This is a genomic window from Sphingomonas sp. URHD0057 (genome assembly GCF_000620665.1).
Classification (GTDB): domain Bacteria; phylum Pseudomonadota; class Alphaproteobacteria; order Sphingomonadales; family Sphingomonadaceae; genus Sphingomicrobium.
The window spans coordinates 71,888-94,265 of sequence record NZ_JIAU01000007.1; the positions used below are offsets into that span (position 1 = coordinate 71,888).

At 65.8% G+C, this 22,378-nt stretch carries 27 protein-coding genes; 17 read left to right on the forward strand and 10 right to left on the reverse strand.

What is annotated here, in order from left to right; genetic code table 11:
* The first annotated feature begins 15 nt into the window (after positions 1–15).
* The 3 genes from hflK (at position 16) to N539_RS0106090 (ending at position 3,607) form a co-directional block, all read left to right on the forward strand.
* Positions 16–1,095, forward strand: coding sequence for an FtsH protease activity modulator HflK (gene hflK / locus N539_RS0106080; RefSeq protein WP_028969541.1), 1,080 nt, complete (start codon positions 16–18; stop codon positions 1,093–1,095).
* The gene (gene hflC / locus N539_RS0106085) at positions 1,092–1,955 is read left to right on the forward strand and encodes a protease modulator HflC (RefSeq protein ID WP_028969542.1); all 864 of its coding nucleotides are present in this window, start codon (positions 1,092–1,094) and stop codon (positions 1,953–1,955) included. Before hflK ends, hflC begins: the two co-directional genes overlap by 4 nt.
* A 101-nt stretch (positions 1,956–2,056) precedes the next feature.
* Positions 2,057–3,607: a Do family serine endopeptidase gene (locus tag N539_RS0106090; protein WP_028969543.1), complete on the forward strand. Its 1,551-nt coding sequence runs from the start codon at positions 2,057–2,059 to the stop codon at positions 3,605–3,607.
* Between the two features lie 8 nt (positions 3,608–3,615).
* Here the strand turns inward: N539_RS0106090 and N539_RS0106095 are convergent, their stop codons facing one another.
* Entirely contained in the window at positions 3,616–4,488 is an 873-nt protein-coding gene (locus N539_RS0106095; RefSeq protein WP_028969544.1) for a hypothetical protein, read from the reverse strand.
* Positions 4,489–4,702: 214 nt separating this feature from the next.
* Here N539_RS0106095 and N539_RS0106100 point away from each other — a divergent pair, with 214 nt between their 5' ends.
* The gene (locus N539_RS0106100; RefSeq protein WP_197018355.1) at positions 4,703–5,104 is read left to right on the forward strand and encodes a nuclear transport factor 2 family protein; all 402 of its coding nucleotides are present in this window, start codon (positions 4,703–4,705) and stop codon (positions 5,102–5,104) included.
* A gap of 13 nt (positions 5,105–5,117) precedes the next feature.
* Positions 5,118–7,163 carry an OPT family oligopeptide transporter gene (locus tag N539_RS0106105; RefSeq protein WP_028969546.1) on the forward strand — a complete coding sequence of 682 codons (2,046 nt, stop codon included), beginning with the start codon at positions 5,118–5,120 and terminating at the stop codon, positions 7,161–7,163.
* Here the strand turns inward: N539_RS0106105 and queF are convergent.
* On the reverse strand, positions 7,160–7,606 hold the full coding sequence (queF, locus tag N539_RS0106110; protein ID WP_028969547.1) for a preQ(1) synthase: 447 nt from the start codon (positions 7,604–7,606) through the stop codon (positions 7,160–7,162). The two genes, N539_RS0106105 and queF, sit on opposite strands and share 4 nt — an antisense overlap.
* Positions 7,607–7,654: 48 nt before the next feature.
* Here queF and N539_RS0106115 point away from each other — a divergent pair, with 48 nt between their 5' ends.
* Positions 7,655–8,485, forward strand: coding sequence for a sulfurtransferase (locus tag N539_RS0106115; RefSeq protein ID WP_028969548.1), 831 nt, complete (start codon positions 7,655–7,657; stop codon positions 8,483–8,485).
* Here N539_RS0106115 and N539_RS0106120 read toward each other — a convergent pair.
* From N539_RS0106120 to N539_RS0106150, 7 genes are all read right to left on the reverse strand, one after another.
* Positions 8,482–8,844, reverse strand: a complete 363-nt coding sequence (locus N539_RS0106120; protein WP_028969549.1) for a hypothetical protein — start codon at positions 8,842–8,844, stop codon at positions 8,482–8,484. The genes N539_RS0106115 and N539_RS0106120 overlap by 4 nt on opposite strands.
* 55 nt (positions 8,845–8,899) lie before the next feature.
* Entirely contained in the window at positions 8,900–9,451 is a 552-nt protein-coding gene (locus tag N539_RS15770; protein WP_051531549.1) for a winged helix-turn-helix domain-containing protein, read from the reverse strand.
* A gap of 12 nt (positions 9,452–9,463) precedes the next feature.
* On the reverse strand, positions 9,464–9,874 hold the full coding sequence (locus N539_RS0106130; RefSeq protein ID WP_028969550.1) for a DUF3035 domain-containing protein: 411 nt from the start codon (positions 9,872–9,874) through the stop codon (positions 9,464–9,466).
* Positions 9,867–10,385, reverse strand: a complete 519-nt coding sequence (lspA, locus tag N539_RS0106135) for a signal peptidase II (protein ID WP_028969551.1) — start codon at positions 10,383–10,385, stop codon at positions 9,867–9,869. Before lspA ends, N539_RS0106130 begins: the two co-directional genes overlap by 8 nt.
* On the reverse strand, positions 10,378–13,245 hold the full coding sequence (ileS, locus tag N539_RS0106140) for an isoleucine--tRNA ligase (RefSeq protein ID WP_028969552.1): 2,868 nt from the start codon (positions 13,243–13,245) through the stop codon (positions 10,378–10,380). The genes lspA and ileS overlap by 8 nt, the downstream gene beginning before the upstream one ends.
* Positions 13,246–13,382: 137 nt before the next feature.
* Positions 13,383–14,312, reverse strand: coding sequence for a bifunctional riboflavin kinase/FAD synthetase (locus N539_RS0106145; protein ID WP_028969553.1), 930 nt, complete (start codon positions 14,310–14,312; stop codon positions 13,383–13,385).
* An 11-nt stretch (positions 14,313–14,323) separates the two neighbouring features.
* Positions 14,324–14,800, reverse strand: a complete 477-nt coding sequence (locus N539_RS0106150) for a DUF2127 domain-containing protein (RefSeq protein WP_051531588.1) — start codon at positions 14,798–14,800, stop codon at positions 14,324–14,326.
* Between the two features lie 292 nt (positions 14,801–15,092).
* Here N539_RS0106150 and rpsM point away from each other — a divergent pair, with 292 nt between their 5' ends.
* From rpsM to N539_RS0106175, 5 genes are all read left to right on the forward strand, one after another.
* Positions 15,093–15,461: a 30S ribosomal protein S13 gene (gene rpsM / locus N539_RS0106155; RefSeq protein WP_028969555.1), complete on the forward strand. Its 369-nt coding sequence runs from the start codon at positions 15,093–15,095 to the stop codon at positions 15,459–15,461.
* A 68-nt stretch (positions 15,462–15,529) separates the two neighbouring features.
* Positions 15,530–15,919 (forward strand): 30S ribosomal protein S11, encoded by a 390-nt coding sequence (gene rpsK / locus N539_RS0106160; protein ID WP_028969556.1) that lies wholly within the window; start codon positions 15,530–15,532, stop codon positions 15,917–15,919.
* A gap of 85 nt (positions 15,920–16,004) precedes the next feature.
* Entirely contained in the window at positions 16,005–17,078 is a 1,074-nt protein-coding gene (locus N539_RS0106165; protein WP_028969557.1) for a DNA-directed RNA polymerase subunit alpha, read from the forward strand.
* Between the two features lie 182 nt (positions 17,079–17,260).
* On the forward strand, positions 17,261–17,794 hold the full coding sequence (locus N539_RS0106170; protein ID WP_028969558.1) for a hypothetical protein: 534 nt from the start codon (positions 17,261–17,263) through the stop codon (positions 17,792–17,794).
* A 115-nt stretch (positions 17,795–17,909) separates the two neighbouring features.
* Positions 17,910–18,992 (forward strand): J domain-containing protein, encoded by a 1,083-nt coding sequence (locus N539_RS0106175; protein ID WP_028969559.1) that lies wholly within the window; start codon positions 17,910–17,912, stop codon positions 18,990–18,992.
* A 10-nt stretch (positions 18,993–19,002) separates the two neighbouring features.
* Here the strand turns inward: N539_RS0106175 and N539_RS15775 are convergent, their stop codons facing one another.
* A complete protein-coding gene (locus N539_RS15775; protein WP_037552409.1) occupies positions 19,003–19,194 on the reverse strand; it encodes a hypothetical protein in 192 nt (63 codons plus the stop codon).
* A 127-nt stretch (positions 19,195–19,321) separates the two neighbouring features.
* On the opposite strand from N539_RS15775, the gene N539_RS0106190 reads away from it, so the two are divergent.
* From N539_RS0106190 to N539_RS0106215, 6 genes are all read left to right on the forward strand, one after another.
* Complete coding sequence (locus tag N539_RS0106190; RefSeq protein WP_028969560.1) at positions 19,322–19,501, forward strand: hypothetical protein; 180 nt, start codon at positions 19,322–19,324, stop codon at positions 19,499–19,501.
* A 131-nt stretch (positions 19,502–19,632) separates the two neighbouring features.
* Positions 19,633–20,085, forward strand: a complete 453-nt coding sequence (locus N539_RS15780; RefSeq protein WP_156029790.1) for a hypothetical protein — start codon at positions 19,633–19,635, stop codon at positions 20,083–20,085.
* 57 nt (positions 20,086–20,142) lie between these two features.
* The gene (locus N539_RS0106200; RefSeq protein WP_028969562.1) at positions 20,143–20,481 is read left to right on the forward strand and encodes an ArsR/SmtB family transcription factor; all 339 of its coding nucleotides are present in this window, start codon (positions 20,143–20,145) and stop codon (positions 20,479–20,481) included.
* Positions 20,478–21,017 (forward strand): SRPBCC family protein, encoded by a 540-nt coding sequence (locus N539_RS0106205; protein ID WP_081774236.1) that lies wholly within the window; start codon positions 20,478–20,480, stop codon positions 21,015–21,017. Before N539_RS0106200 ends, N539_RS0106205 begins: the two co-directional genes overlap by 4 nt.
* 3 nt (positions 21,018–21,020) lie before the next feature.
* Complete coding sequence (locus N539_RS0106210) at positions 21,021–21,440, forward strand: GFA family protein (protein WP_028969564.1); 420 nt, start codon at positions 21,021–21,023, stop codon at positions 21,438–21,440.
* 109 nt (positions 21,441–21,549) lie between these two features.
* Positions 21,550–22,314, forward strand: a complete 765-nt coding sequence (locus tag N539_RS0106215; RefSeq protein WP_028969565.1) for a DUF899 domain-containing protein — start codon at positions 21,550–21,552, stop codon at positions 22,312–22,314.
* Positions 22,315–22,378 lie beyond the last annotated feature (64 nt).

Consider the following 22,378-nt stretch of genomic DNA (forward strand, 5'->3'; position numbering starts at 1 on the left):
CTATACAGGGCGGCGATGAGCATCTTGATCGGGTGGGGGGATCGCGTCCGCGGTCTGTTCGCAAACAGCAAAGGTCCCTGGGGCTCCGGCGACGGCGGCGGCGACGAGCCGCCCGGCGACGACGGCAACGCCGGTCCATGGGGTGAGCCGCGGCGCGGGCGCAAGGGCGCGATCAACCCGGCCGGCAACGTATCCTCGCTCGACGACTGGCTGCGGCGCAGTCGCATGCGGTTCGGCGGCGACGGCGGGCTTCCCGGCCGTCCCAATCGGTCCTTGATCATGTGGGCGATCATTGCGGTCGCCTGCCTGTGGCTGATCGGGACCACCTTCCACTCGGTCTCCCCCGGTCAGCGCGGCGTCGTCACCCGCTTCGGGCGATACAGCTATACGCTCGGACCGGGCGTCAGCCTCACTCTCCCCTCGCCGATCGACCGCGTGACGAAGATCGACGTTGAAAATATCCGCTCGGTGGAGCTCGGCGCGGGCGACTCCGACGATCTCATGCTGACCGGTGACCAGAACCTGCTCGACATCGCGTATTCGGTGCGGTGGAACATCCGCACGCCGGAGCTCTATCTGTTCCAGCTGGCGCAGCCGGACGAGACGATCGGCGAGGTCGCCAATAGCGCGATGCGCGCCGTCATCAGCCAGGTCAGCCTCAATGACGCGATGGGCGATCGCCGCGCCGACATCGAGACTCAGGTCACCGAAAACATGCAACGGATCCTCGATGGCTATCGGTCCGGCATCCAGATCCAGGGCATTGCCATCAAGCAAGCGGATCCGCCGGCCGAGGTCAACGATGCGTTCAAGGAAGTGACTGCCGCGCAACAGGACGCGCAGACGTACATCAACAATGCCAACGCTTATTCGCTGCAGCTGAGGCAGAAGGCGCAGGGCGAAGCGACCGCGTTCGACAAGGTCTATGAGCAGTACAAGCTCGCTCCCGAAGTCACTCGTCGGCGCATGTATTACGAGACGATGGAGCAGGTTCTGTCGAAGGTCGACAAGACGATCGTCGAGGCGCCCGGGGTGACCCCTTACCTGCCTCTTCCCCAAGTTCAGAAGTCGCAGCCGCAGGAGCGGCAGCAATGACCGAATTTATTCGCCGCCACCCGGTCGTTTCGGGATTGGCTCTCCTGATCTTCCTATTCATCGTGCTCAGCAGTTTCCCGATCGTGCCGGAAACCAAGCAGGCGGTCGTCGTGCGGTTCGGCAAGCCGGTGCGGATCCTCAATCGCTATGAAGCCGGTCGGCCGATCGGCGCGCCTGGCGCGGGCATCTCCTGGCGGATGCCGTTTGCCGAGCAGGTCGTGTGGATCGACAAGCGCGTGCTCGACGTCGACATGCAGCGTCAGCAGGTGCTCTCGACCGACCAGCGCCGGCTCGAGGTCGATGCCTTCGCCCGCTACCGCATCGTCGACCCGCTGTTGATGTACATCCGCGCCCGGTCCGAAGCGCAGCTCAAGGAGCAGCTTCGCCCGATCCTCGGTTCCGAAGTGCGCAACGAGCTCGGGAAAGTGTCGTTCGCCGCGCTCCTGACGCCGGAGCGCCAGGGCATCATGCAGGACGTGCGGACGTCGCTGAACCATATCGCCGGTCAATATGGCGTCGAGATCATCGACGTCAGGATCAAGCGCACCGATCTCCCCGACGGCACCCCGCTGCAGTCCGCCTACGACCGCATGCGCACCGCCCGCCAGCAGGAGGCGCGGTCGATCCGCGCGCAGGGCGGAAAACAGGCAGCGATCATTCAGGCGCAGGCCGACGCCGATGCTGCGCAAACCTACGCCGCGAGCTTCGGCAAGGACGCCGATTTCTACGACTTCTATCGCGCGATGCAGAGTTACCGCAGCACCTTCGTTGGTGATTCCAACAAGCCGGTTGCCAACACCAGCATCGTCTTGTCGCCGCAGAATGACTATTTACGGGAATTCACTGGACGTTCGCGCTGAACTTCCCGCGTTCAAATAGCGTTCAGGCGACGGCGACATTAGCGCCCTTGCGTCCCGAGCCAATTGATGGAGTATCGATGAGACCGAAGGAGTCCGGAAAAGTGCGCTACGCCTATGGGGTCGCCATGGCCCTGCTCTTGGGAGGAACGGCATTTTCTCTCGCCACGGGGCAGGCGGGCGCTCAGATCCCGCAGAACGCACCCGGCACGGCCGCGCTCGCTCCACGGCCTGGCGCGCCGATGTCGTTCGCCGACCTCGTCGCCAAGCTTCAGCCGGCGGTGGTCAATATTTCCACCAAGCAGCGCATCCCGGTCCGCGCTCAGACCGATCCGTTCGAGGAATTCTTCCGCCGCTTCGATCCAAACGTTCCGCCGAGCGGCGGCAACAGCCAGGGTCAGGGCCAGGGCCAAGGCCAGCCGCGGACGCGGGAGGCCGGCTCGCTCGGCTCGGGGTTCCTGATTTCACCCGACGGCTACATCGTCACCAACAACCATTTGATCCAGGGACTGACCGGGACCGGCACCGTCGACACCGTCACCGTCACCACCATCGACCGCAAGGAATATACCGCGCGGATCGTCGGCCGCGATGAAACCTCCGACCTCGCGCTGCTCAAGATCGAGGGCCGCGGACTGCCGTTCGTCCAGTGGGGCGACAGCACCCGTGCGCGCGTCGGCGATTGGGTAATTGCAATCGGCGACCCCTATGGCGTCGGCAGCACCGTCACCGCGGGCATCATCTCGGCGCTCCACCGCGCCATCACCAACACCGGCGCTTACGATCGCTACATCCAGACCGACGCCGCCATCAACATGGGCAACAGCGGCGGTCCGATGTTCGATCTCAACGGCAATGTCATCGGCATCAACTCGGCGCTCATCTCGCCGACCGGCGCGTCGGTCGGCATCGGCCTCGCGATTCCGACCGAGCTGGCGAAGCCGGTGATCGATTCGCTGATGCGCGGGCAGCGGCCGTCGCGCGGCTATCTCGGCGTCGGCCTCCAGCCGATCGATGACGATAGCAAGGCGAATGCCACGGGCGTTCCCAAGGACAGCGGAGAGATCGTCCGCTCGGTCGTGGCCGGCGGCCCCGGCGCCCGCGGCGGGCTGCAGCAGGGCGACGTGATCGTCCGCGTCAACGGTCAGGCGGTCACCCCCGATCAGACCGTCTCCTACCTGGTCGCCAACACGCCCGTCGGATCGCGGGTTCCGCTCGACATCATCCGCGGCGGCCGTCGCCAGACGGTCACCGTCGCGGTCGGCCAGCGCCCGACGGAGGAGGAAGTCGCTCGCCAGGGCGGGCTCAACCCGACTCCGAACAGCAACGACAATTCGCCCACGGTTACGCCGCAGAAGGCGTTGGGCCTCTCGCTCGCGCCGCTCACTCCCGATCTCGCGCGCGCCGCCAACCTTCCGGCTGATGCTCACGGTGTCATCGTCACCGCGGTCGACCCCAACAGCGGTGCGGCGGAGGACGGCTTCCGGCGGGGCGACCTGATCATCTCGATCAACAATCAGCTGGTGACGACGCCGGCACAGGTCGTCGCCGCGGTCGATGCCGCGCGGAAGGCCGGACGGTCGAGCGTCTTGCTGCTGGTCAAGCGCGCCAATACGCCCGAGCAGTTCGTCGGGGTCGATATCGCCGCTCGCTAAGCGCTAAATTATCCCGCTTGAGTCGCGGCGGCTTTATCGGCGTTCGTGCCGGCGAACCCGCACTGCTTCTGTTCCATCGGGATCTGCTTGGTGATGCGGGTCGCGTTCTCCGCATATGCCTGTGTGACAGAGCCCTTATTCACGGTCTTGCCGCGCATCGGGCTCACCGCTTGGCAGATGTGGAAGACATGCGGCGTCGCCGACTTCTTGGCGCCGTTCTCCGGAGCGATCCAATAGACGACATCCTGGCCGTTAGGGTTCGCGTCGCTCTTGGTGGCTTCGGCCACGGTGGCCGAGTCCTGCGCGATGGCCTTCGCTTGTTCGGCGACCTCGGGTGAACAATCTTTGGTTGGCTGATTTCCCTTAATTTCGGCCGCGCACTTGTTCATGTCCTGCGTGTACTGCTCGACCGACGGCGGTTTGAAATCGATACCGATCAGTGTCGCGGCCGCGGCCAGGACGACGCCGATGCCGCCGGCAATCTTCTTGTTCTTCGGGTCCATGTCCTTGTCCATGAAGATCAGGACAATGAGCGGGAGGAAGGCGAGCACCGTGATGATCGCGCCGAGCTGATTCTGGACGAAGAACTTGACCGGCTCGGACTTGCTGGCCGGATCGTGCTTGTTGGCCGCCTTCCACATCAGGCTGCCGGCGATCGCGAAGATGGCGATCACGACCAGCAGGCCGATCAGCAGCGGAAGGTTGCCGTGGTCGAACTTGTGCTGACGGAGCAGGACGATCCCCGCGATCTCGGTGCCGATCGCGACGATCCAGGACAGCGCGGCGAAAATGCGAAGGCGTTTGGCGGCGGACTCCTGGCCGTGCGTCGCGCGCCATTCCTTGGTGACGTCGACGTCCGCGGCGGGTTTTTCGTCGGGCATGTTCAGCTCCCCCATATCGACACTTCTGCGCAACGACATGAGTGGCCGACGTTGCTCTCAGGATCAACCCTGACAAGAGATTGTTATTATGGCGGAGAGAGGGAGCGGTTATGGGCCAACGGCGTTCGACGACGGCGAAGGACGGAGTCGCAACAATTGACCTAGCGTGCTTCTTCGGGTTCGGCTCTAAACGACAGCAGCGATGAGGAACGGCGTGGCCGAAAACAATCGGGAGTTGATCGAGGCCCTCGAGAACGAGTGGCGGGACGCGCTGTGCAGTCAGGACATGGATCGGCTGCGGTCGCTCGTTCATCCCGACTTCGTGCTGATCGGATCGCGCTCGACCGGCGCCTTCATGATGGGGCGCGACGACTGGCTCGAGGCGATTCAGCGCCGCGATGTGGACGCGATCGAGATCGAAATTCGCGATGCGACGGCGCTCGAACGGGTCATGGTCGGGACCGTGCTGGCCAAGTGGCGGGTCAAGTACCTCGGCCGTATCATCGAAGATTGCGTGCTTCTGACCGACGTCTGGGTATTTGACGGGGGTCGCTGGCAGGTGGTCCGCCGGCACTCGACGCCGGCACCGGCGGGCGAGTGCGCCAAGGGCTCATGAAGGGGAAGATTTGATGGCCAGCCAGACGGCGCTTCGCGTGGGCGAGCATGTCAAGGAACTGACCGTCCGAGGGATCATCCTCGGCGCGCTGATCACCGTCGTGTTCACGGCTGCCAACGTCTACCTTGGCCTCAAGATCGGTATCACCTTCGCAACGTCGATTCCGGCCGCGGTCATTTCGATGGCCGTGCTCAAGGCATTCCGCGACGCCACCATCCAGGAAAACAACATCGTCCAGACGATCGCGTCAGCGGCGGGCACGCTGTCGGCGATCATCTTCGTCCTGCCCGGCCTGATCATGGTCGGCTGGTGGACCGGCTTCCCGTACTGGCTGTCCGTCGCCGTGATCGGCATCGGCGGCATCCTCGGCGTCATGTATTCGGTGCCTCTGCGGCGCGCTTTGGTGACGGGAACCGACCTTCCCTACCCTGAAGGCGTGGCGGCGGCCGAAGTGCTCAAGGTCGGCGCCGGCGTCGGCGGAGCGGAGGAAAACCGCCGCGGCCTCATCCTGATCGCCGGCTCCACGATCGTCTCGGCCCTCTATTTCTTCCTCGCCAAGACCCGCCTGCTAACCGACACCGCCGCACGGACGTTCCGCGTCGGGACTGGCGGGTCTGCGATTTCCGCCAGCCTGTCGATGGCCTTGATCGGAGTCGGTCACCTGGTCGGGGTCGCCGTCGGGATGGCGATGGTCGTCGGCATGCTGATCACCTGGGTAGTCATCGTCCCGCATTGGACGCAGGACGCCGCCTTCGTTGCCCAGATCGCCGCGCCGGATCTCGAGACGTTGGTCAGCGCCGCCTTTCGCCAAAAGGCTCGGATGGTCGGTGCCGGGACCATCGGTGTCGCTGCCATCTGGACCTTGCTCAGGATCATCGGGCCGATCGTCGCCGGCATCCGCTCGGCCCTCGCCGCCAGCCGCGAGCGCAAAGCGGGCCGCGCCGCCGAGCTGCCGATCACCGAGCGCGACATCCCGATCGGCATCGTCACCGCCACCATCCTCGCGTCGATGATCCCGATCGGTCTTTTGCTCTACGCGTTCGGTAACACGGCGCCGATCGCCGCCGAGCCCGGCCTGACCATCACCCTCAGCATCATTTACACGCTGATCGCCGGCGTCGTGATTGCCGCTGTGTGCGGCTACATGGCCGGCCTGATCGGCGCTTCGAACAGCCCGATTTCCGGCGTCGGCATCCTGTCGGTGCTGGGCATTGCGCTGATCCTCGCCGCTCTCTTCCCAGGCGTCAGCGGGGACCAGACCAAGTCGCTAGTCGCTTTCGCTCTGTTCGTGACCGCGATCATCTTCGGTGTCGCCACCATCTCCAACAACAACCTCCAGGATTTGAAGACCGGGCAGCTGGTCGACGCGACCCCGTGGCGGCAGCAGGTCGCCCTTATCCTCGGCGTCGTGTTCGGCGCGCTCGTCATCCCGCCGATCCTCGACCTCATGAATACCGCCTTCACCTTCCAGGGCGCGCCGAACGCCAAGGCGACGGCGCTGGCGGCGCCCCAGGCGGCCATCATTTCCACGATTGCGCAAGGCGTGCTTGGCGGGAACCTCGATTGGCCGATGATCCGCCAGGGCGCCATGATCGGCGTCGTCGCGGTGATTGTCGACGAGGCGCTGAAGCGCGTTTCGAACAAGCGGCTTCACCTGCCGCCTTTGGCGATCGGCATGGGCATCTATTTGCCGCTCGAAGCGGATTTGCTGATCCCGTTCGGCGCGGTTCTCGGCTGGTTCTACAACCGCTGGGCGATGACCTCGCGCAGCCCCGCCTTCGCCGAACGGATGGGCGTGCTGATGGCAACCGGGCTCATCGTCGGCGAAAGCCTGATGGGCGTCGTCTACGCTTTCGCCGTGGCGGGGGCCGAGCGGGCGGGGTCCGCCGACAGCGCCGGCGTCTTCGGCCTGGTCCAAGCCTATCCGGCGGTGATGCTGGTCAGCCTGGTGGTGTTCGCCGCAGCCATCGGCGCGCTCTACTTGTGGACCAGGAACAGGGCGTCCGATGCGCCCGCTCCGGGCGACGATGCCTACGCGCCGGAGACCGACTTCCGCTAACCGCGCCCGCGGTAGGGCTGCACGCCCTGGTCGGGCAGCCACAGGCCGTCGGGCGGCGTTCCGGTCTGCCAGAAGACGTCGATCGGCATCCCTCCGCGCGGGTACCAATAGCCGCCGATGCGCAGCCATTGCGGCTTCATCTCGGCCGCGAGCCGCTGCCCGATGCCGACCGTCACATCCTCGTGGAAGCCCGAATGGTTGCGGTAGCTGCCGAGGAACAGCTTGAGGCTCTTGCTCTCGACGATCGTCTCGCCCGGCGCATAGTCGATCACGAGATGCGCGAAGTCCGGCTGTCCCGTCACCGGGCACAGCGACGTGAACTCGGGCGCGGTGAAGCGCACCAGATAGAGCGCGCCCGACCGCGGGTTCGGCACATAGTCAAGCACCGCCTCGCCGGGCGAAGCGGGCAGCGCGCTGGCCTGTCCGAGGCGGGTCGTCTCCATCGCGCGGCCACCTAGCAGCAAGGCGCCCCCAAGCCTATCCTCGCGGCGATGGACTCACTGGTCTCGACCGAATGGCTCGCCGCCCATCTTAGGGACGGCGACCTCAAGCTGGTCGATTGCAGCTGGCACATGCCGGCGAGCGCGCGCAGCGGCCGCGACGAATATCTCGCCGCGCACATCCCCGGCGCGGTCTTCCTCGACATCGACGAGGTCGCCGACAAGTCCAACCCGGCGCCCCACGCCATGCCGGACGCGGCCGACTTCGGAGCAGCGATGTCCGCCCTCGGCATCAACCGCGAGGACCGCATTATCGTTTACGACAATTCGCCGACCCGCACTGCGTCCCGCGGCTGGTTCATGTTCCGCCATTTCGGCGCCGAGCGCGTCGCCATCCTCGACGGCGGTTTTCAAAAATGGCTGGCCGAGAACCGTCCTACCGAAAGCGGCGAGTGGGATGTGCGGCCGGCGCAATTCGAGGGGGTGGCAACGGACCAGGTGGTGACCAGGCAACAGCTGCTCGCCGGGCTCGACTCACCGCTGCTCGATGCGCGCGGCAAGGGCCGCTTCGAAGGCAGCGAGCCCGAGCCTCGCCCCGGCATCGAGCCGGGCCATATCCCCGGCGCCCGCAACCTGCCCTTTGCCTCGCTCTACCGCGAGGACGGCCGCTTCAAGCCGATCGACGAGCTGCGGCGGCTGTTCGCGGAGGCCGGGATCGATCCCGAGCGGCCGTTCGTCGCGACCTGCGGCTCGGGCGTCACCGCCAATTCGCTGCTGTTCGCGGCGCACCTCATCGGCAACGACCACACCCGATTGTACGACGGAAGCTGGAGCGAATGGGGTGCCGACCCGGCGACCCCGAAGGCGGTCGGACCGGCCTAGTCGAGAACGACGCGGGCGACGTCCGCCAGCTCGCGGCGGATCTGGTCGACCAGGAACTTGCTCGCTTCGGGATGCGGGCGCCCGCCCGTCTCGCGCATGGCGAGCATCGCTTCGAGCCCGGCCGCCGTTGCGCCGACCAATTTGGCCGAGCGCTGGTCGAAGCTGCGTTGCCGGGCATCGCCCGCTTTATCCCAGGCGGAGGCAATGGCGCGGTCTTCTTCGGGAAGGTCCGGCGAGGGTCCGTCGCCCAGCGTGTGCACCAGCCTCAACGCATGGCGAACGCTCGCCAGCCGCGACACCGCTTCGGCATACGCTTGCGGGCGAGGCTCGGGGCTCTGGTCAGCGAGTAAATGAAGCATTGCCCCGAAGTAAGCGGGCAAGGCTAACGAATGGTGAATCCCAATGACGGAGCGTTCAGGCCCCGCTGGTCGCGCCGATGTCGCGCAGGATCCAACCGCGCTGCGGGATCGTCTCGATGAACTCCGCCCCGCCGCTCGCATTCCTGAGCTTCTTGCGCAGCTTGGAAATGAACACGTCGATGATCTTGGGCTGGGGCTGGTCGTCCGACCGGCGATAGAGGTGCTTCAGCAGCATCGCCCGGGTGACGACGTTGTTGCGCGCGAAGGCGAGCAGCTCGAGCACCCGATATTCCATCTCGGTGATGCCGATCGGATGGCCGTCGATGCGGATCAGCCGCTGGACCTGGTCAACCGCAAGCCGGCCGCCGCACAATGTCTCGGGCATGTCGCCGCCGCTGGCCTTGAGCGACTGGAGCAGCCGCGATGCCGCTTCCTCGCTGTCCTCGGGTGAAACGACGCGCGGGCTGCCGATTAGCGCCTGCTGCAGCTCGGCGAGCAGCTTGTGCGCGTCCTCGACCAGCCGCGAGCCTTCCTCGAGCCGGCGGCGCGAGCGCTCCAGCATCGATTCGACTTCGACCAGCCGGGCGGAAAGCGTCTCTTCGGCCATTGGTCCTCGCTTCTACTGCCCGGCCTGCGCGGTGGCGACCGTGCTGTTGGCGGGCGGCGCCAGCAGGATCTGCAGGGTGGTCGGGCCCTTGTCGACGATGCGCGTGTCCGGGTCCCACACGGTCGAGCGAATGCCGGCCTGGGCGCCGCTGCGCCCGGCATCGTCGAGCAAGCTGGTTTCGGCGGCGCTGCGCGGCGCGGGGCTTCCGAACAGGGTGTCGATCGCCTGCTGCTGCGCGTCGGTCGGGCTGAGCCCGGCGGTGCCGGCGACCGGCGGCGACAGGCTGAAGTCGGGCGGGATGATCAGCGGCGCGTTGCGCGCGACCGCGAATTCGTCGGGCGCGGCGCGCTTCCCGCTCAGCGAGGCGCAGCCGCTGGCGGCAACGGCCGCGACGATGACCAAAGCGGAAATGGTTTTACGCATGTTCGACAGTCTCCTTGGGGCTCTCGCCCTTCGCCGGTTCCTTAGGGGTCAGGAAAGCTCTCAGCAACAAGATCACGACGGCGATGCTAATCGCTGCGTCGCCGACATTGAATACCAAAAACGGCCGCACGTCGCCGAAGTGAAGGTCGAGGAAGTCGGTGACATAGCCGTGGAGCGTGCGGTCGAGGATGTTGCCGAGCGCGCCGCCCAGCACCATCCCGAGCGCGGCCTGGTCGATCCGGTTCTTCTCCCGCCCGATCCAGACGGCGACGGCAATCGCGATCGCGCTGGTCGCCGCGACCAGCACCCAGCGCCCGATCGGGTTGGTCGCGTTGAGCAGGCCGAGCGAAATGCCCTGGTTCTGGGTGTAGGTGAAATTGAAGATCGGCAGCAGCACCAGCTGGTCGGGGACCTGGTCGATGCCGAGCGGGCCGGTGACGATCCACTTCGACAGCTGGTCGATCGCGAACACAACCAACGCGACCGCGAAGCCGAGCTTGCGCTTATCCATTCACCACGTCCTCGCAGCGGCCGCACAGCTCGCCATCGCTTTTGACTTCCGGCAGGTAGCGCCAGCAGCGCCCGCATTTATGGTTGCCCGTCTTCGCCACTTTCACGTCATCGCCGCTGTGGACTGTCGAGGTGATGAACAGTTCGGCGAGGAAGGACGGGTCCTCGGCGCTCGGCACCGTCACTTCCGCCTCCAGGCTCGATCCGACGACCTTGTCGCGGCGCAACGGCTCGATCGCTTCGGTCACCTGGTTGCGAAGCGCGCGCAGGGATGTCCACCGCGCGTCATCCGCGTCCACCGCCGGAATCTCCGGCCATTCGAGCAAATGCACCGAACCCGCGTCGGGGTAGCGCGTCCCCCACACTTCCTCGCTGCTGAATACCAGCACCGGGCTCAGCCACCGCACGAGCGCGTGGAACAGGATGTCGAGCACGGTGCGGTTGGCGCGCCGCTGGTCGGTCTGGACGCCGGCCTCGGCATTGACCTCGCAATAAAGGACGTCCTTGCGGATATCGAAATAGAAGGCGCTCAGATCCTCGTTGCAGAAGTCGGTCAGCGCGCGGACGTAATGGTTGAAGTCGAAGTCCTCGACCGCCCGGCGAAGCGTCTTGTCGAGCTCGGCGGTGAGATGAAGTACGTAGCGCTCCAGCTCGGGCATCGCCTCGACCGCGACCTTCTCCTCCTCGCCGAAATCGGCGAGCGCGCCGAGCAGATAGCGGAAGGTGTTGCGGAGCTTGCGATATTGGTCGGCGACCCCGGCCAGGATTTCCTTCCCGATCCGATGATCCTCGGTGAAGTCTACCGACAGCGCCCACAGCCTCAGGATGTCGGCGCCATAGTCCTTCATCAGGTCGAGCGGGTTGACCGTATTGCCCAGGCTCTTGGACATTTTCATGCCCTTGGCGTCCATGGTGAAGCCATGGGTCAGCACCGCGTTGAACGGCGCGCGCCCGCGAGTGCCGCAGCTTTCCAGCAACGACGACTGGAACCAGCCGCGGTGCTGGTCGGAGCCTTCGAGGTAGAGGTCGGCGGGCCAGCGCTGGTCGGGCCAATGTCCGCTCTCCAGCGTGAACACGTGGGTCGAGCCGCTGTCGAACCACACGTCGAGGATGTCGCCGATCATCTCGTAATCGTCGGGGTCGCGGCCTTCGCCAAGGAAGCTCGCGGCATTCTCCGCCGACCAGGCATCGACGCCCTCCGCCTTGATCGCCTCGACGATCCGCCGGTTGACCTTCGGATCGACCAGCAGCTCCTGCGTCCTGCGCTCGACGAACAAAGCGATCGGCACGCCCCACGCCCGCTGGCGGCTGATCACCCAGTCGGGCCGCCCTTCGACCATCGAGCCGATGCGGTTGCGCCCCTTGTCGGGCACGAAGCGGGTGTCGGCGATGGCCTTCAGCGCGACCTGCCGCAGCGTCGGCGTCTGCGCGATCGCCCCGCCCTCATTGTCCCAGCGCTGCTCGGCGAAGCTCTCGCAATGCCACTTCGGCAATGGCCGATCCATCGCGATGAACCATTGCGGGGTGCAGCGGTAGATGACCTTGGCCTTCGACCGCCACGAATGCGGGTAGCTGTGGGTGAAGTCGGCGCTGGCGGCGAGGAGCGCGCCCGCCTCACGCAAATCCGTGCAAATCGGCCCGTCGGGCGCGTTGAACTTGGCGTTGATCACGCTGCCGCCACCGGGGAGCCACGCCCAGTCATCGCGGTAGAAGCCGGCGTCGTTGACCACGAACACGGGATCGATCCCGGCCGCCTTGCAGACGTAAAAATCCTCTTCGCCATGGTCGGGCGCCATGTGGACGAGACCGGTGCCGGCATCGGTGGTGACGTGGTCGCCCGGGAGCAGCGGGCGCGGTTCGGCGAAAAACCCGCCGAGCTTGTGCATCGGGTGGCGAGCAATCGTTCCGGCGAGGTCGGAGCCCTTGCCTTGCCAGACTAGTTCTTGCCCCTCGTGGGTCTGCTGACCCCTTCTGAATGTTTGCTCGACTAATTCTTTGGCTACGAGAACAGTCTTGCCCGCCCACGGTGAAATTGCAGGTCCTTCGTGGAAGGCGTGCACCATTCTGATGGCGACGTAATCAACGTCCGTTCCGTACGCGATCGCCCGGTTGACCGGGATCGTCCACGGCGTGGTCGTCCAGATCACCGCATGGGTGCCAACCAGTTCGGGGATCGGGCTCTCGACGATCTCGAACGCCACATCGATCTGGGTCGAGACCACGTCCTCATATTCGATCTCGGCCTCGGCCAGCGCGGTCTTCTCGACCGGCGACCACATCACCGGCTTGGCGCCGCGGTAGAGCTGGCCGCTCTCGGCGAACTTCATCAGCTCGCCGACGATCGTCCCCTCCGACGAATAGGCCATCGTTAGATAGGGATGATCCCAGTCCGCCAGCGTGCCCAGGCGCCGCAATTGCTCGCGCTGCACGTCGACCCAATGCTGCGCATAGGCGCGGCACTCGGCCCGAAACTCCTTGACCGGCACCTCGTCCTTGTTGAGCTTCTTCTTGCGATATTGCTCCTCGATCTTCCACTCGATCGGCAGCCCGTGGCAGTCCCAGCCGGGCACGAACGGCGCGTCCTTGCCGAGCAGCGTCTGGGTGCGCACCACCATGTCCTTCAGCGTGCGGTCGAGCGCGTGGCCGATATGGATGTCGCCATTCGCGTAGGGCGGCCCGTCGTGGAGGATGAATTTCTCGCGCCCCACGCGCGCCTCGCGCACCTGGCCGTAAAGGTCCTGCTCGATCCACCGCGCGAGGATCGCCGGCTCCTTCTGCGGCAGCCCGGCTTTCATCGGAAAGTCGGTGCGCGGAAGGAAGACGGTCGATCGGTAATCTTGTTTGGTCGGAGCGTCGGCCATGGATGCGGCGCCTTAGCGGGGCGCTCGCCCCAAATGCAAACCCGTCATTGCGAGGCGCCGCAGGCGCCGCGGCAATCCAGATAATCCACACGTGCGAATCAATTTCCTGGATTGCTTCGCTGCGCTCGCAATGACGCTCAGGCGATCGCCAGCAGCTTCCGCGCCATCGCCTCGTCCTCGCGCATGTGGGCGACCAGTGCCTCCACGCTCTCGAACTTCCGCTCCTCGCGGATGTAGGCGTGCAGCGCGACCTCGATCCGGCGGCCGTAAAGGTCGCCGTCGAACCCGAACAGATAGGCTTCGAGCAGTTCCTGCGGGGGCTCGAAGGTGGGGCGGACGCCGAGGCTGGCGACGCCGGGATGCTCGCTCCCATCATCGAGCGTCACTCGCACCGCATAGATCCCGTACTTGGGCCGCTGATAGTCGCCGAGCGCGATGTTCGCGGTCGGATAGCCGAGATCGCGTCCGCGCGCGTCGCCGCGCTGGACGACGCCTTCGATTGCAAAATCGCGAGTGAGCATGCGCGTCGCCATGCCCGTGTCGCCGGCGACGAGCGCTTCACGGACCCGGCCGGACGAGATGCGCTCGTCGTCGAGCACGACTTGCGCGACGGCCTCCGCGATCACGCCATACTCGGCGCCCACCCGGGCGAGCAGCGTCACGTCGCCACGGCGCCCTTTGCCGAAGCTGAAATCGTCGCCGGTCACGACTCCCGCCGCGCCGATCTGGCGGGCGAGGGCGTCGGCCACGAACTCCTCGGCGTCCATCGCGGCGAGCGCGGCGCCGAACTCGAACACCAGCATCGCGTCCGCCCCCGCATGGGCGAACAGGGCCTCGCGCTGGTCGAGCGTGGTCAGGCGGAACGGCGGCACGCCGGGCTTGAAGAACTCGACCGGATGGGGGTTGAAGGTCGCCACGATCGCCGGTCGCCGTTCGTGGAACGCGCGGGCAATCGCGCGGCTCACCACCGCCTGGTGGCCGAGGTGGAAGCCGTCGAAATTGCCGAGCGCGACGATGCTCCCCTTCAAGGCTTCGGGGATTCCGCCGGCGAGGGTCACGCGCTGCATTGGTTTGTCGCTTAGTGCGTCGGGAGGTGTTTGCGAAGCAGCCGGTATTCGTGGACCGCGAGGTAGATCACGAACAGGTCGAAGAGGGTGAGCAGGATCAGTCCGAACTCATGCGTGTAGGTGTAGCGGTAGAGCTGGTAGGCGATGAACGCGCCGAACACGACGAAGCTCGCCGGGTAGGACCACAATTTCTCCTTGAGCAGCCCATAGACGAGGACCGCTTTTACAAGGCCGTGGCTGAGCAGGTAGAAAGCATAGAAATTGTGCGCCTCGACCGAGAAGGTGCGGCCGAACTCGAGCACGTGCTCGGCGACCCAGTCGCTCCGGTCCTCGGCCAGCTCGCCATAGCCCCAGCGGTTGATCGCGCGGACGATCGCCTCGGTGCTGACGAGGTAGAGCGCGGCGCCGCCGACAATCTCGAACAGCGCGTGAGCGCCCTTGAACAGCACGCTGACGACGAAGATCTGGTGGATGGACTTTTCCTGCATGGCGCGGCCCATAGTGGGATGGGCGCCGAAAGCACTGGAAAAATAGGGTTTCGCCCGCCATGGGGAGTGCGCCGGTCGTCCGGGATCGGGCGCGAAGTTGACGAAGTTGACTCATCCCCGGGGGGCGATCCGCCGCTCTTGACTCGCTTAGAGCGCATTCCTATTTGCATTTCATCCCGTTTAACCGGTTTCCGGCGGCGCATTCGTGCGCGCGTCGGTTTTTCGTTTGGAGGGGCTTTCTAGCGACGAGATGGGGCGGCAGGCGCCCCGTGGAGCTAAAGAAGGATAACGAATGGCTCGTATCGCCGGGGTCAACATCCCCACCAACAAGCGCGTGGAAATCGCGCTGACCTATATCCACGGAATCGGCCGCACCACGGCCAAGCAGATCACCGACAAGCTCGGGATTACTCCGGAAAAGCGGGTCCAGGACCTAACCGACCAGGAAGTCCTTCACATCCGCGAGGAAATCGACCGCGACCATCAGGTCGAGGGCGACCTTCGCCGCGAGACTGCGATGAACATCAAGCGGTTGATGGACCTCGCCTGCTACCGCGGGCTTCGCCACCGTCGGGGCCTGCCGGTCCGCGGCCAGCGCACCCACACCAACGCGCGCACCCGCAAGGGCAAGGCGCGGCCGATCGCGGGTAAAAAGAAATAACGTCGGTCCTTCGAGACGCGGCTTCGCCGCTCCTCAGGATGAGCGGTTTCAGGGATTAGGAAAGTACCATGGCTCAAGCACCTCAGCGTCTTCGCCGAAAGGAGCGGAAGAACATTTCCGCCGGCGTCGCCCACGTCAACGCCAGCTTCAACAATACGATGATCACCATCACCGACGCGCAGGGCAATGCGATTGCCTGGTCGAGCGCGGGCATGATGGGCTTCAAGGGCAGCCGCAAGTCGACTCCCTATGCGGCGCAGGTCGCGGCGGAAGACGCCGGCAAAAAGGCCGCCGACCACGGCGTCCGCACGCTCGAAGTTGAGGTCAAGGGCCCCGGCTCGGGCCGCGAAAGCGCGCTTCGGGCGCTCCAGGCGGTCGGCTTCACGATCACCTCGATCCGCGACGTGACCCCGATCCCGCACAACGGGGTGCGGCCGTCGAAGCGGCGCCGGGTTTAATAACGCTGGGTTCCCGCTTTTGCGGGAATGACGAGATTAAGGTTTGAAATCAGGGGCTCAGGCCCCCAACTGCCAAGGGAACAAAATGGCCGTCAACGCAAAGAACTGGCAGGAACTGAAAAAGCCCAACGCGCTCGAGAAGAAGATCGGCGGCGGCGACAGCCGGCGCCGCGCGTCCTTCGTCGCCGAGCCGCTCGAGCGCGGCTTCGGCATGACGCTGGGCAATTCGCTCCGCCGCGTGCTCTTGTCCTCGCTTCAGGGCGCCGCAATCACCTCGATCAAGATCGACGGGGTGCTCCATGAATTCTCGAGCCTGACCGGCGTGCGCGAGGACGTCACCGACATCGTCCTCAACGTGAAGCAGATCGCGCTCAAGATGGAAGGCGAGGGGCCCAAGCGGCTGCACCTTTCCGCAACCGGCCCGGCCGACGTCACCGCCGGCATGATCGCGACCAGCGGCGATATCGAGGTCACCAACCCCGACCTCCTCATCTGCCACCTCGACGAAGGCGCGACGCTCAACATGGAGCTGATGGTCGACATCGGCAAAGGCTATCAGCCGGCCCAGGCCAACCGCCCGGCCGACGCGCCGATCGGCCTCATCCCGGTCGACGCGCTGTACAGCCCCGTGCGCCAGGTCGCCTATAAGGTCGAGAACACACGCGTCGGGCAGGAGCTCGACTATGACAAGCTCACGCTGACCATCGAGACCGACGGCACGGTCAACCCGGAAGACGCGCTCGCTTACGCGGCGCGGATCCTCCAGGACCAGCTGCAGCTGTTCGTCCACTTCGACGACAGCCAGGTGCGAATGGCGCCGTCGCCGATGATCGGCACCGCCGCCGCGGCGATGCCGATGGAGACCCAGGCCGACACCAACCAGCTCAACCGCTACCTCCTGAAGAAGGTCGACGAGCTCGAGCTGTCGGTGCGCAGCGCCAATTGCCTGAAGAACGACAACATCATCTATATCGGCGACCTCGTCCAGAAGACCGAGGCCGAGATGTTGAGGACGCCGAACTTCGGCCGGAAGAGCCTGAACGAGATCAAGGAAGTGCTCGCCTCGATGGGCCTTCGCCTCGGGATGGACATCCCCGGCTGGCCGCCCGAGAACATCGAGGAAATGGCCAAGAAGCTCGAGCAGGAAATGCTGGGATAGTTTCGATCAGACTGATACTTGAGACAAGGAAGGGCCGTCCCGCGGGGCGGCCCTTTTTTGTTAGCGGTAGTCCGTGCACCAGACCGGCTGAACCAGCGGCTGCGCAGGCTGCGTTAACGGCGGCGCCAAGGCTATCCTCGGGCCGGGTTCGCCTGGCGCCTCGCGCCGGCGAAATGGGGGAAATGATCATGCAGCGAATCGTCGTCCTTGCCTGCGCAACCCTGGCGTTCGGGATGTCCGCAGCTCCAGTCGGCGCGCAGGACGTGCCGGGCGGACCGGTGCCGCAGGCCGCGCAACCGGCGGCCGACCTGCCGCCGCCCGTTCCTGAGCCGCAAGCCGAGCAGCTGCCTCCGCCGCCGCCGTTCCCGCCGATGCCCAGCGCGCGGCCGAGCCATCGCTGGGTCGACGTCGGCGGCCATCACTCCAGCCGCGCACGCCACCACGCGCGCAAGGCCCACGCCCACGCGACGCCGAGCAAGCATCGGCGGGCGCACGCCAGTCATCGGTCGGCCCACAAGGCCAGGCCGATGCATTTCTCGCGGAAGACCGTCCGCTCCTGCCACGGCATGAGCTACCGCCAGATCATGCGGCACCCCAGTTGCCGGGCGCTGATCAAGCAGGAGCTCGCCGCGCCCGCCCACCGGCATCGCGCAGCGCATCACAAGGCGTCGGCGCACAAAGCGCGGTCTCATCACTCGGCAAAGCGGCGCCGATAACCGGGTAACGACTGGACGCGGGTTTTTGTCGCCGAGCCGAGCTGGATTAACCGTAAAATCGGCAGCATCCTCCGCCGCTTAAGAGTCGAGCGCGGGTTGGAGCAGGGGTCGGAACATGGACAGCACGGTCAAGGCACGGCCGAACCACTATGAAGTGCTTGGGCTCGCGCCGACCGCAAGCGCCGAGGAGATCGCACAAGCCTTCGCTCGGGAAATCTCACGGCCGCGGGCGTTCGGCGCTATCGCCGGCGTGAGCATCGCCTACGAAACGCTGCGCAACGCCGACAAGCGGCGCGCCTATGATGCCTCGATCGGGTTGGGCACGAAGCCAGAGACGCCACCGTCGCCGTTCAAGCCCTATGCGGCGCACGCGATGGTCGCGACTCCCCATCTCAGGGCCGAGCCGAGAGCTGAGCCGCGCACCGCTGCGTTCATCGCGGCATCGCTGCGCCCGCCCGAGACAGCGCCTTCACCCGCCCCCGAGCCCGAGGCGCAGCCGCAATCGGACCTGCTGCGACGGATGGAAGCGGTGGCGAGCCCCACGTATCCGACGCGCGTCAGGGCCGATCCGCCGCCCGCACCCGTCGAGCTCGAGGCGGTGCCGGACGCCGAGGATCGCCCGATCGCCTGGCAGCGCCCGGCCGCAGTGGCCGCCGGACTGATTGTCGCGGTCGGGTTGCTCGGCGCGCTGATCGGTCTCGATGCCGGGGGCGATGCGCAGAGCGCGGAGCCGGCACCTGCCGCGACGCACGCGGTGCCGCCGGCACGCACGGCGAGCCGGCCCGCGCCTTCGACAGGAACGAGCTTCGCCGCGCTCGACGTGGCGCCGGCGCGGAGATCGCAGGCGGTCGCCGCCATGCGGAGGACCGAGCCCGCCCGTTCCCGGCCGCCAAGCGGTCTCGCCGACCTGCAGCTCGATCCGCCCGCACCCGAGGCGAGCGCGGCCGCGGCGCCGCCCGTCGCGCAAGCGGCGGCGGAAACGGTGGCGCCGGCCGTCGTCGAGGCGAGCATGCCGCTGGCCAACGCGACGATTGCGCGGACGATCGGGCGGATCGGCTATGCCTGCGGACGGGTGGCGTCGACCTCGGCGATCGAGGGCGAAGGAACGGGCGTGTTCAAGGTGACCTGCACTTCGGGCCATTCGTACAAGGCGGCGCCGGTGCGCGGGCGCTATCACTTCCACCGCTTGAGCAACTAAGCTTCGACGATCAGGTCGCGGCGGGCGGCGGCATCGGGTTCTCGGCCTGGACCCGCTCGGCTTCGACCCGGGCGATGTCGGCCTCTCCTTCATCGGCCATCTGGCGGAGGATCGCCGCGGCCCGGGCGTCGGTGATCGATCCGGCGAGGCGGCGGCACTGCGCGACGCGCGCGCGCATGTTCGCGAGGGTCGCGTCGTCCATCCGAGTAGAATTCACTGGGAACAGCCGCGGTTCCTGACGCCGCGCCGGCCAAGCGGGATTTGGGTGCAACTGTGGCGTGGAGGCAACGCGGTCCTTTCGTGCTATGGCGCGCCCGGGGGGCAAGCCGATGAGAGAGAAGTTCGAGCGGCACCGCCAGCCGTGGCGCGCGGATGAGCTGCACAAGCTCAAGGTGCTCGCGGGCAAGGGCATGGCTTTGAAGGCGATCGCCAAGGCCTTGGTGCGAAGCGAGGAATCGGTGAAGCAGCGCGCACGCGAAGACGGCCTCAGGATCGCCAAGCTTCGATGATCGCCACCGCGCCTGGAAGCGTGGTTGGAAGTGACGCAAAATTTTGTTAATCCACGTTAATTCGACTCCGTGAGTCGAAGCTTAAGGCCGACATAAGAAAATCGAGGGCGTCTTCCTCAAAAGGAGGGGCAATGAAGCCAATTTGCTCAGCGGCAATCGCTTTGGCCCTCGTCCTCGCGCCATCGGCCGCCGTGCTCGGCGCCAAGAAGCAGGCGGCGAGCCTGCCCGAGCCGAAGCTGCGGTTCGTCGGGACCGAGCCCTACGAGGCAAACGGGTTCGACTTCATCCGCTACAAATATGAAGTCACCAATCGCGACAAGTTCAGGAAGGAATTGTTCGCGGCGTCGCCGGACCTTCCGGCGTGCAACGAGAACCCCAATGCATCGCGGACATGGATCGACCTCTATGACGGCAAGGGCAAGAAGCTCTACTGGTTCTGCGCGCTGACCGGCCCCGACGACCTCAAGGACCTGTGGTTCGCGATCACCGGCGGCGCCTCACCGCCGGGCGAAGTCTATATCGAGATGACCGATCGGCGGACGGGCGCGCACATCCGCTCCAACTTCGCATCGACCCCGAAGTAGGAATTATATTCAACTGAACGGTTGACAATCGCGACTCCCGGCGTGATATTCAACCACATGGTTGATAATCGACTCGATACCGTGTTCCATGCGCTGGCCGACCCAACGCGGCGCGGCATGCTCGCGCAGCTCGCTTTGGGCGAGACCTCGATCGGCGATCTCGCCGAGCCTTATCGCATGACCCTCGCCGGCGCTTCCAAGCACGTGAAGGTGCTGGAATCGGCGGGGCTCGTCGCGCGCAAGAAGATGGGACGCACGCATTGGTGCAGCCTCAACGCCAAGCCGCTGGAGGAAGCCGAGCGGTGGCTCCGCCAGTGGGAGAAATTCTGGACCGTCCGCCTCGACCGGCTCGAAGCCGCGATCGACGCCGGCAAGCACAAGGAGAAGAAGAAGTGACCGATACCATGCAAGCGAGCGCGCCGATCACCCGGCCGGCGGCGGATTCGATCCGGCTCGAGCGGCTACTCGACGCTCCGGTCGAAACCGTGTGGCGCTATCTGACCGAGGCCGACCTCCGCCGCGAATGGTTCATGGGCGGGACCGATGCGAGCCCGGGCGGCAACTTCGACCTGCTTATCGATCACGACAATCTTTCGGCCGACGAGGTCGAACCGCCGGAAAGTTATGCGGCGATGAAAGGCGCAGTGTGGAACGAGCAAGTGATCCGCTTTGAGCCGCCGCGGCTGCTCGAAACGACCTTCCAGAGCGGCAAGAACGGCAACGTCACCTATGAGCTGAGCGACGAAGGCGGGCGGACGCGCCTCGTGCTGACGCACAGCGGGATCGTCAGCGGCACCGGTGCGCAGGATTTCGGCGCCGGCTGGAATTCGCACCTGACCGTGCTGCAGAAGAAGCTTGCGGGCGAGACGGTCCGCGACTTCTGGGCGCTTCACGCCAAGTCGCGCGAAGCCGTCGCGCAAGCGCTGCGCTAAGCCATGGCCGAGCCATATACCGGGGGATGCGCGTGCGGAGCCGTTCGCTACGCCGTCGCGGCCGAGCCGGTCGTTATGAACGAGTGCCGCTGCCGCCAATGCCAACGCGACAGCGGCACCGGTCACGGATCGCACCTGACCTTTTCGGGAGCGCCAGTGACCGTCACCGGCGAAGCAAGTCAGTGGACTGTCGTCGGCGAGAACGGCACTCGTAAAAGCCGCGGCTTCTGTCCGACATGCGGGGCTCCGGTGTTCATCGCCTTCCCCGACATGCCCGACGTGTTCGTGGTCAGCGCGGCCAGCCTCGACGACCCGAGTCGCTTCAGGCCCGCGATGGTCATGTGGACGGCCGCTGGCCAAGCCTGGGATCCGCTCGAATCCGAGGTGCCCAAGTTCGACAAGATGCCGCCGGCGGCGGACTGAACGATGTGCCCGCTGTGCATTTCGGCGCTGGGCTGGGCCGCCATCGGCACCGCTTCGGCGGGAGGGATCGGCGCGCTGTTCATCAAACGGGGACGACAAGGAGAAGGTCATGACGACGCACGCAATCGCCAGCCGTGAGGAATGGCTCGGGCGACGGCTCGAGCTGCTCAAGGCGGAAAAGGCGCTGACGCATCAGAGCGACGCTTTGGCGAAGCAGCGCCAGGCGCTGCCCTGGGTCCGGGTCGCGAACGATTATTGCTTCGACACCGACAAGGGCCAGGCGAGCCTCGCCGATTTGTTCCGCGGGCGGTCGCAGATGATCGTCTATCACTTCATGTTCGGGCCCGATTTCAAGGCGGGCTGCCCATCCTGTTCGGCGATCGCCGACGGGTTCGACGGCGTGTGGCAGCATCTCGCGCATCACGACGTGATGTTCTGGGCGATCTCGCGCGCACCGCTCGAAAAGCTCGACGCGTACAAGGCACGAATGGGCTGGAGCTTTCCGTGGGCGTCGTCGTTTGGGAGTGACTTCAACTATGATTTCGCGGCCGGCATCACCGAGCAGCAGCAGAGCGACGAGGGCTACGAGTATAACTTCCAGGCCCAGCCGCCGAGCGGCTCAGCGGCGCCCGGCGAGTCCAATCCGTGGGCGAGAGCGGCCGGGACCGACAACCGCACCTTCATGCGCGAGCTGCCGGGAATGAGCAGCTTCGTGCTCGAGGACGGCGAGGTTTATCACACCTATTCGGCCTATGCGCGCGGGCTCGACGGGCTGTGGGGGATGTACCAGTGGCTCGATCGCGCGCCCCTCGGCCGCAATGAAGAAGGTGCCGGCCTGTGGTGGAAGCGCCGCGACGAATATGGTGCTCTCTAGCGAGCATGGTTCACGACCCCTTTACCTCTTGGCGCGATGGATAGCTGAGAACAGGAACGGGGAA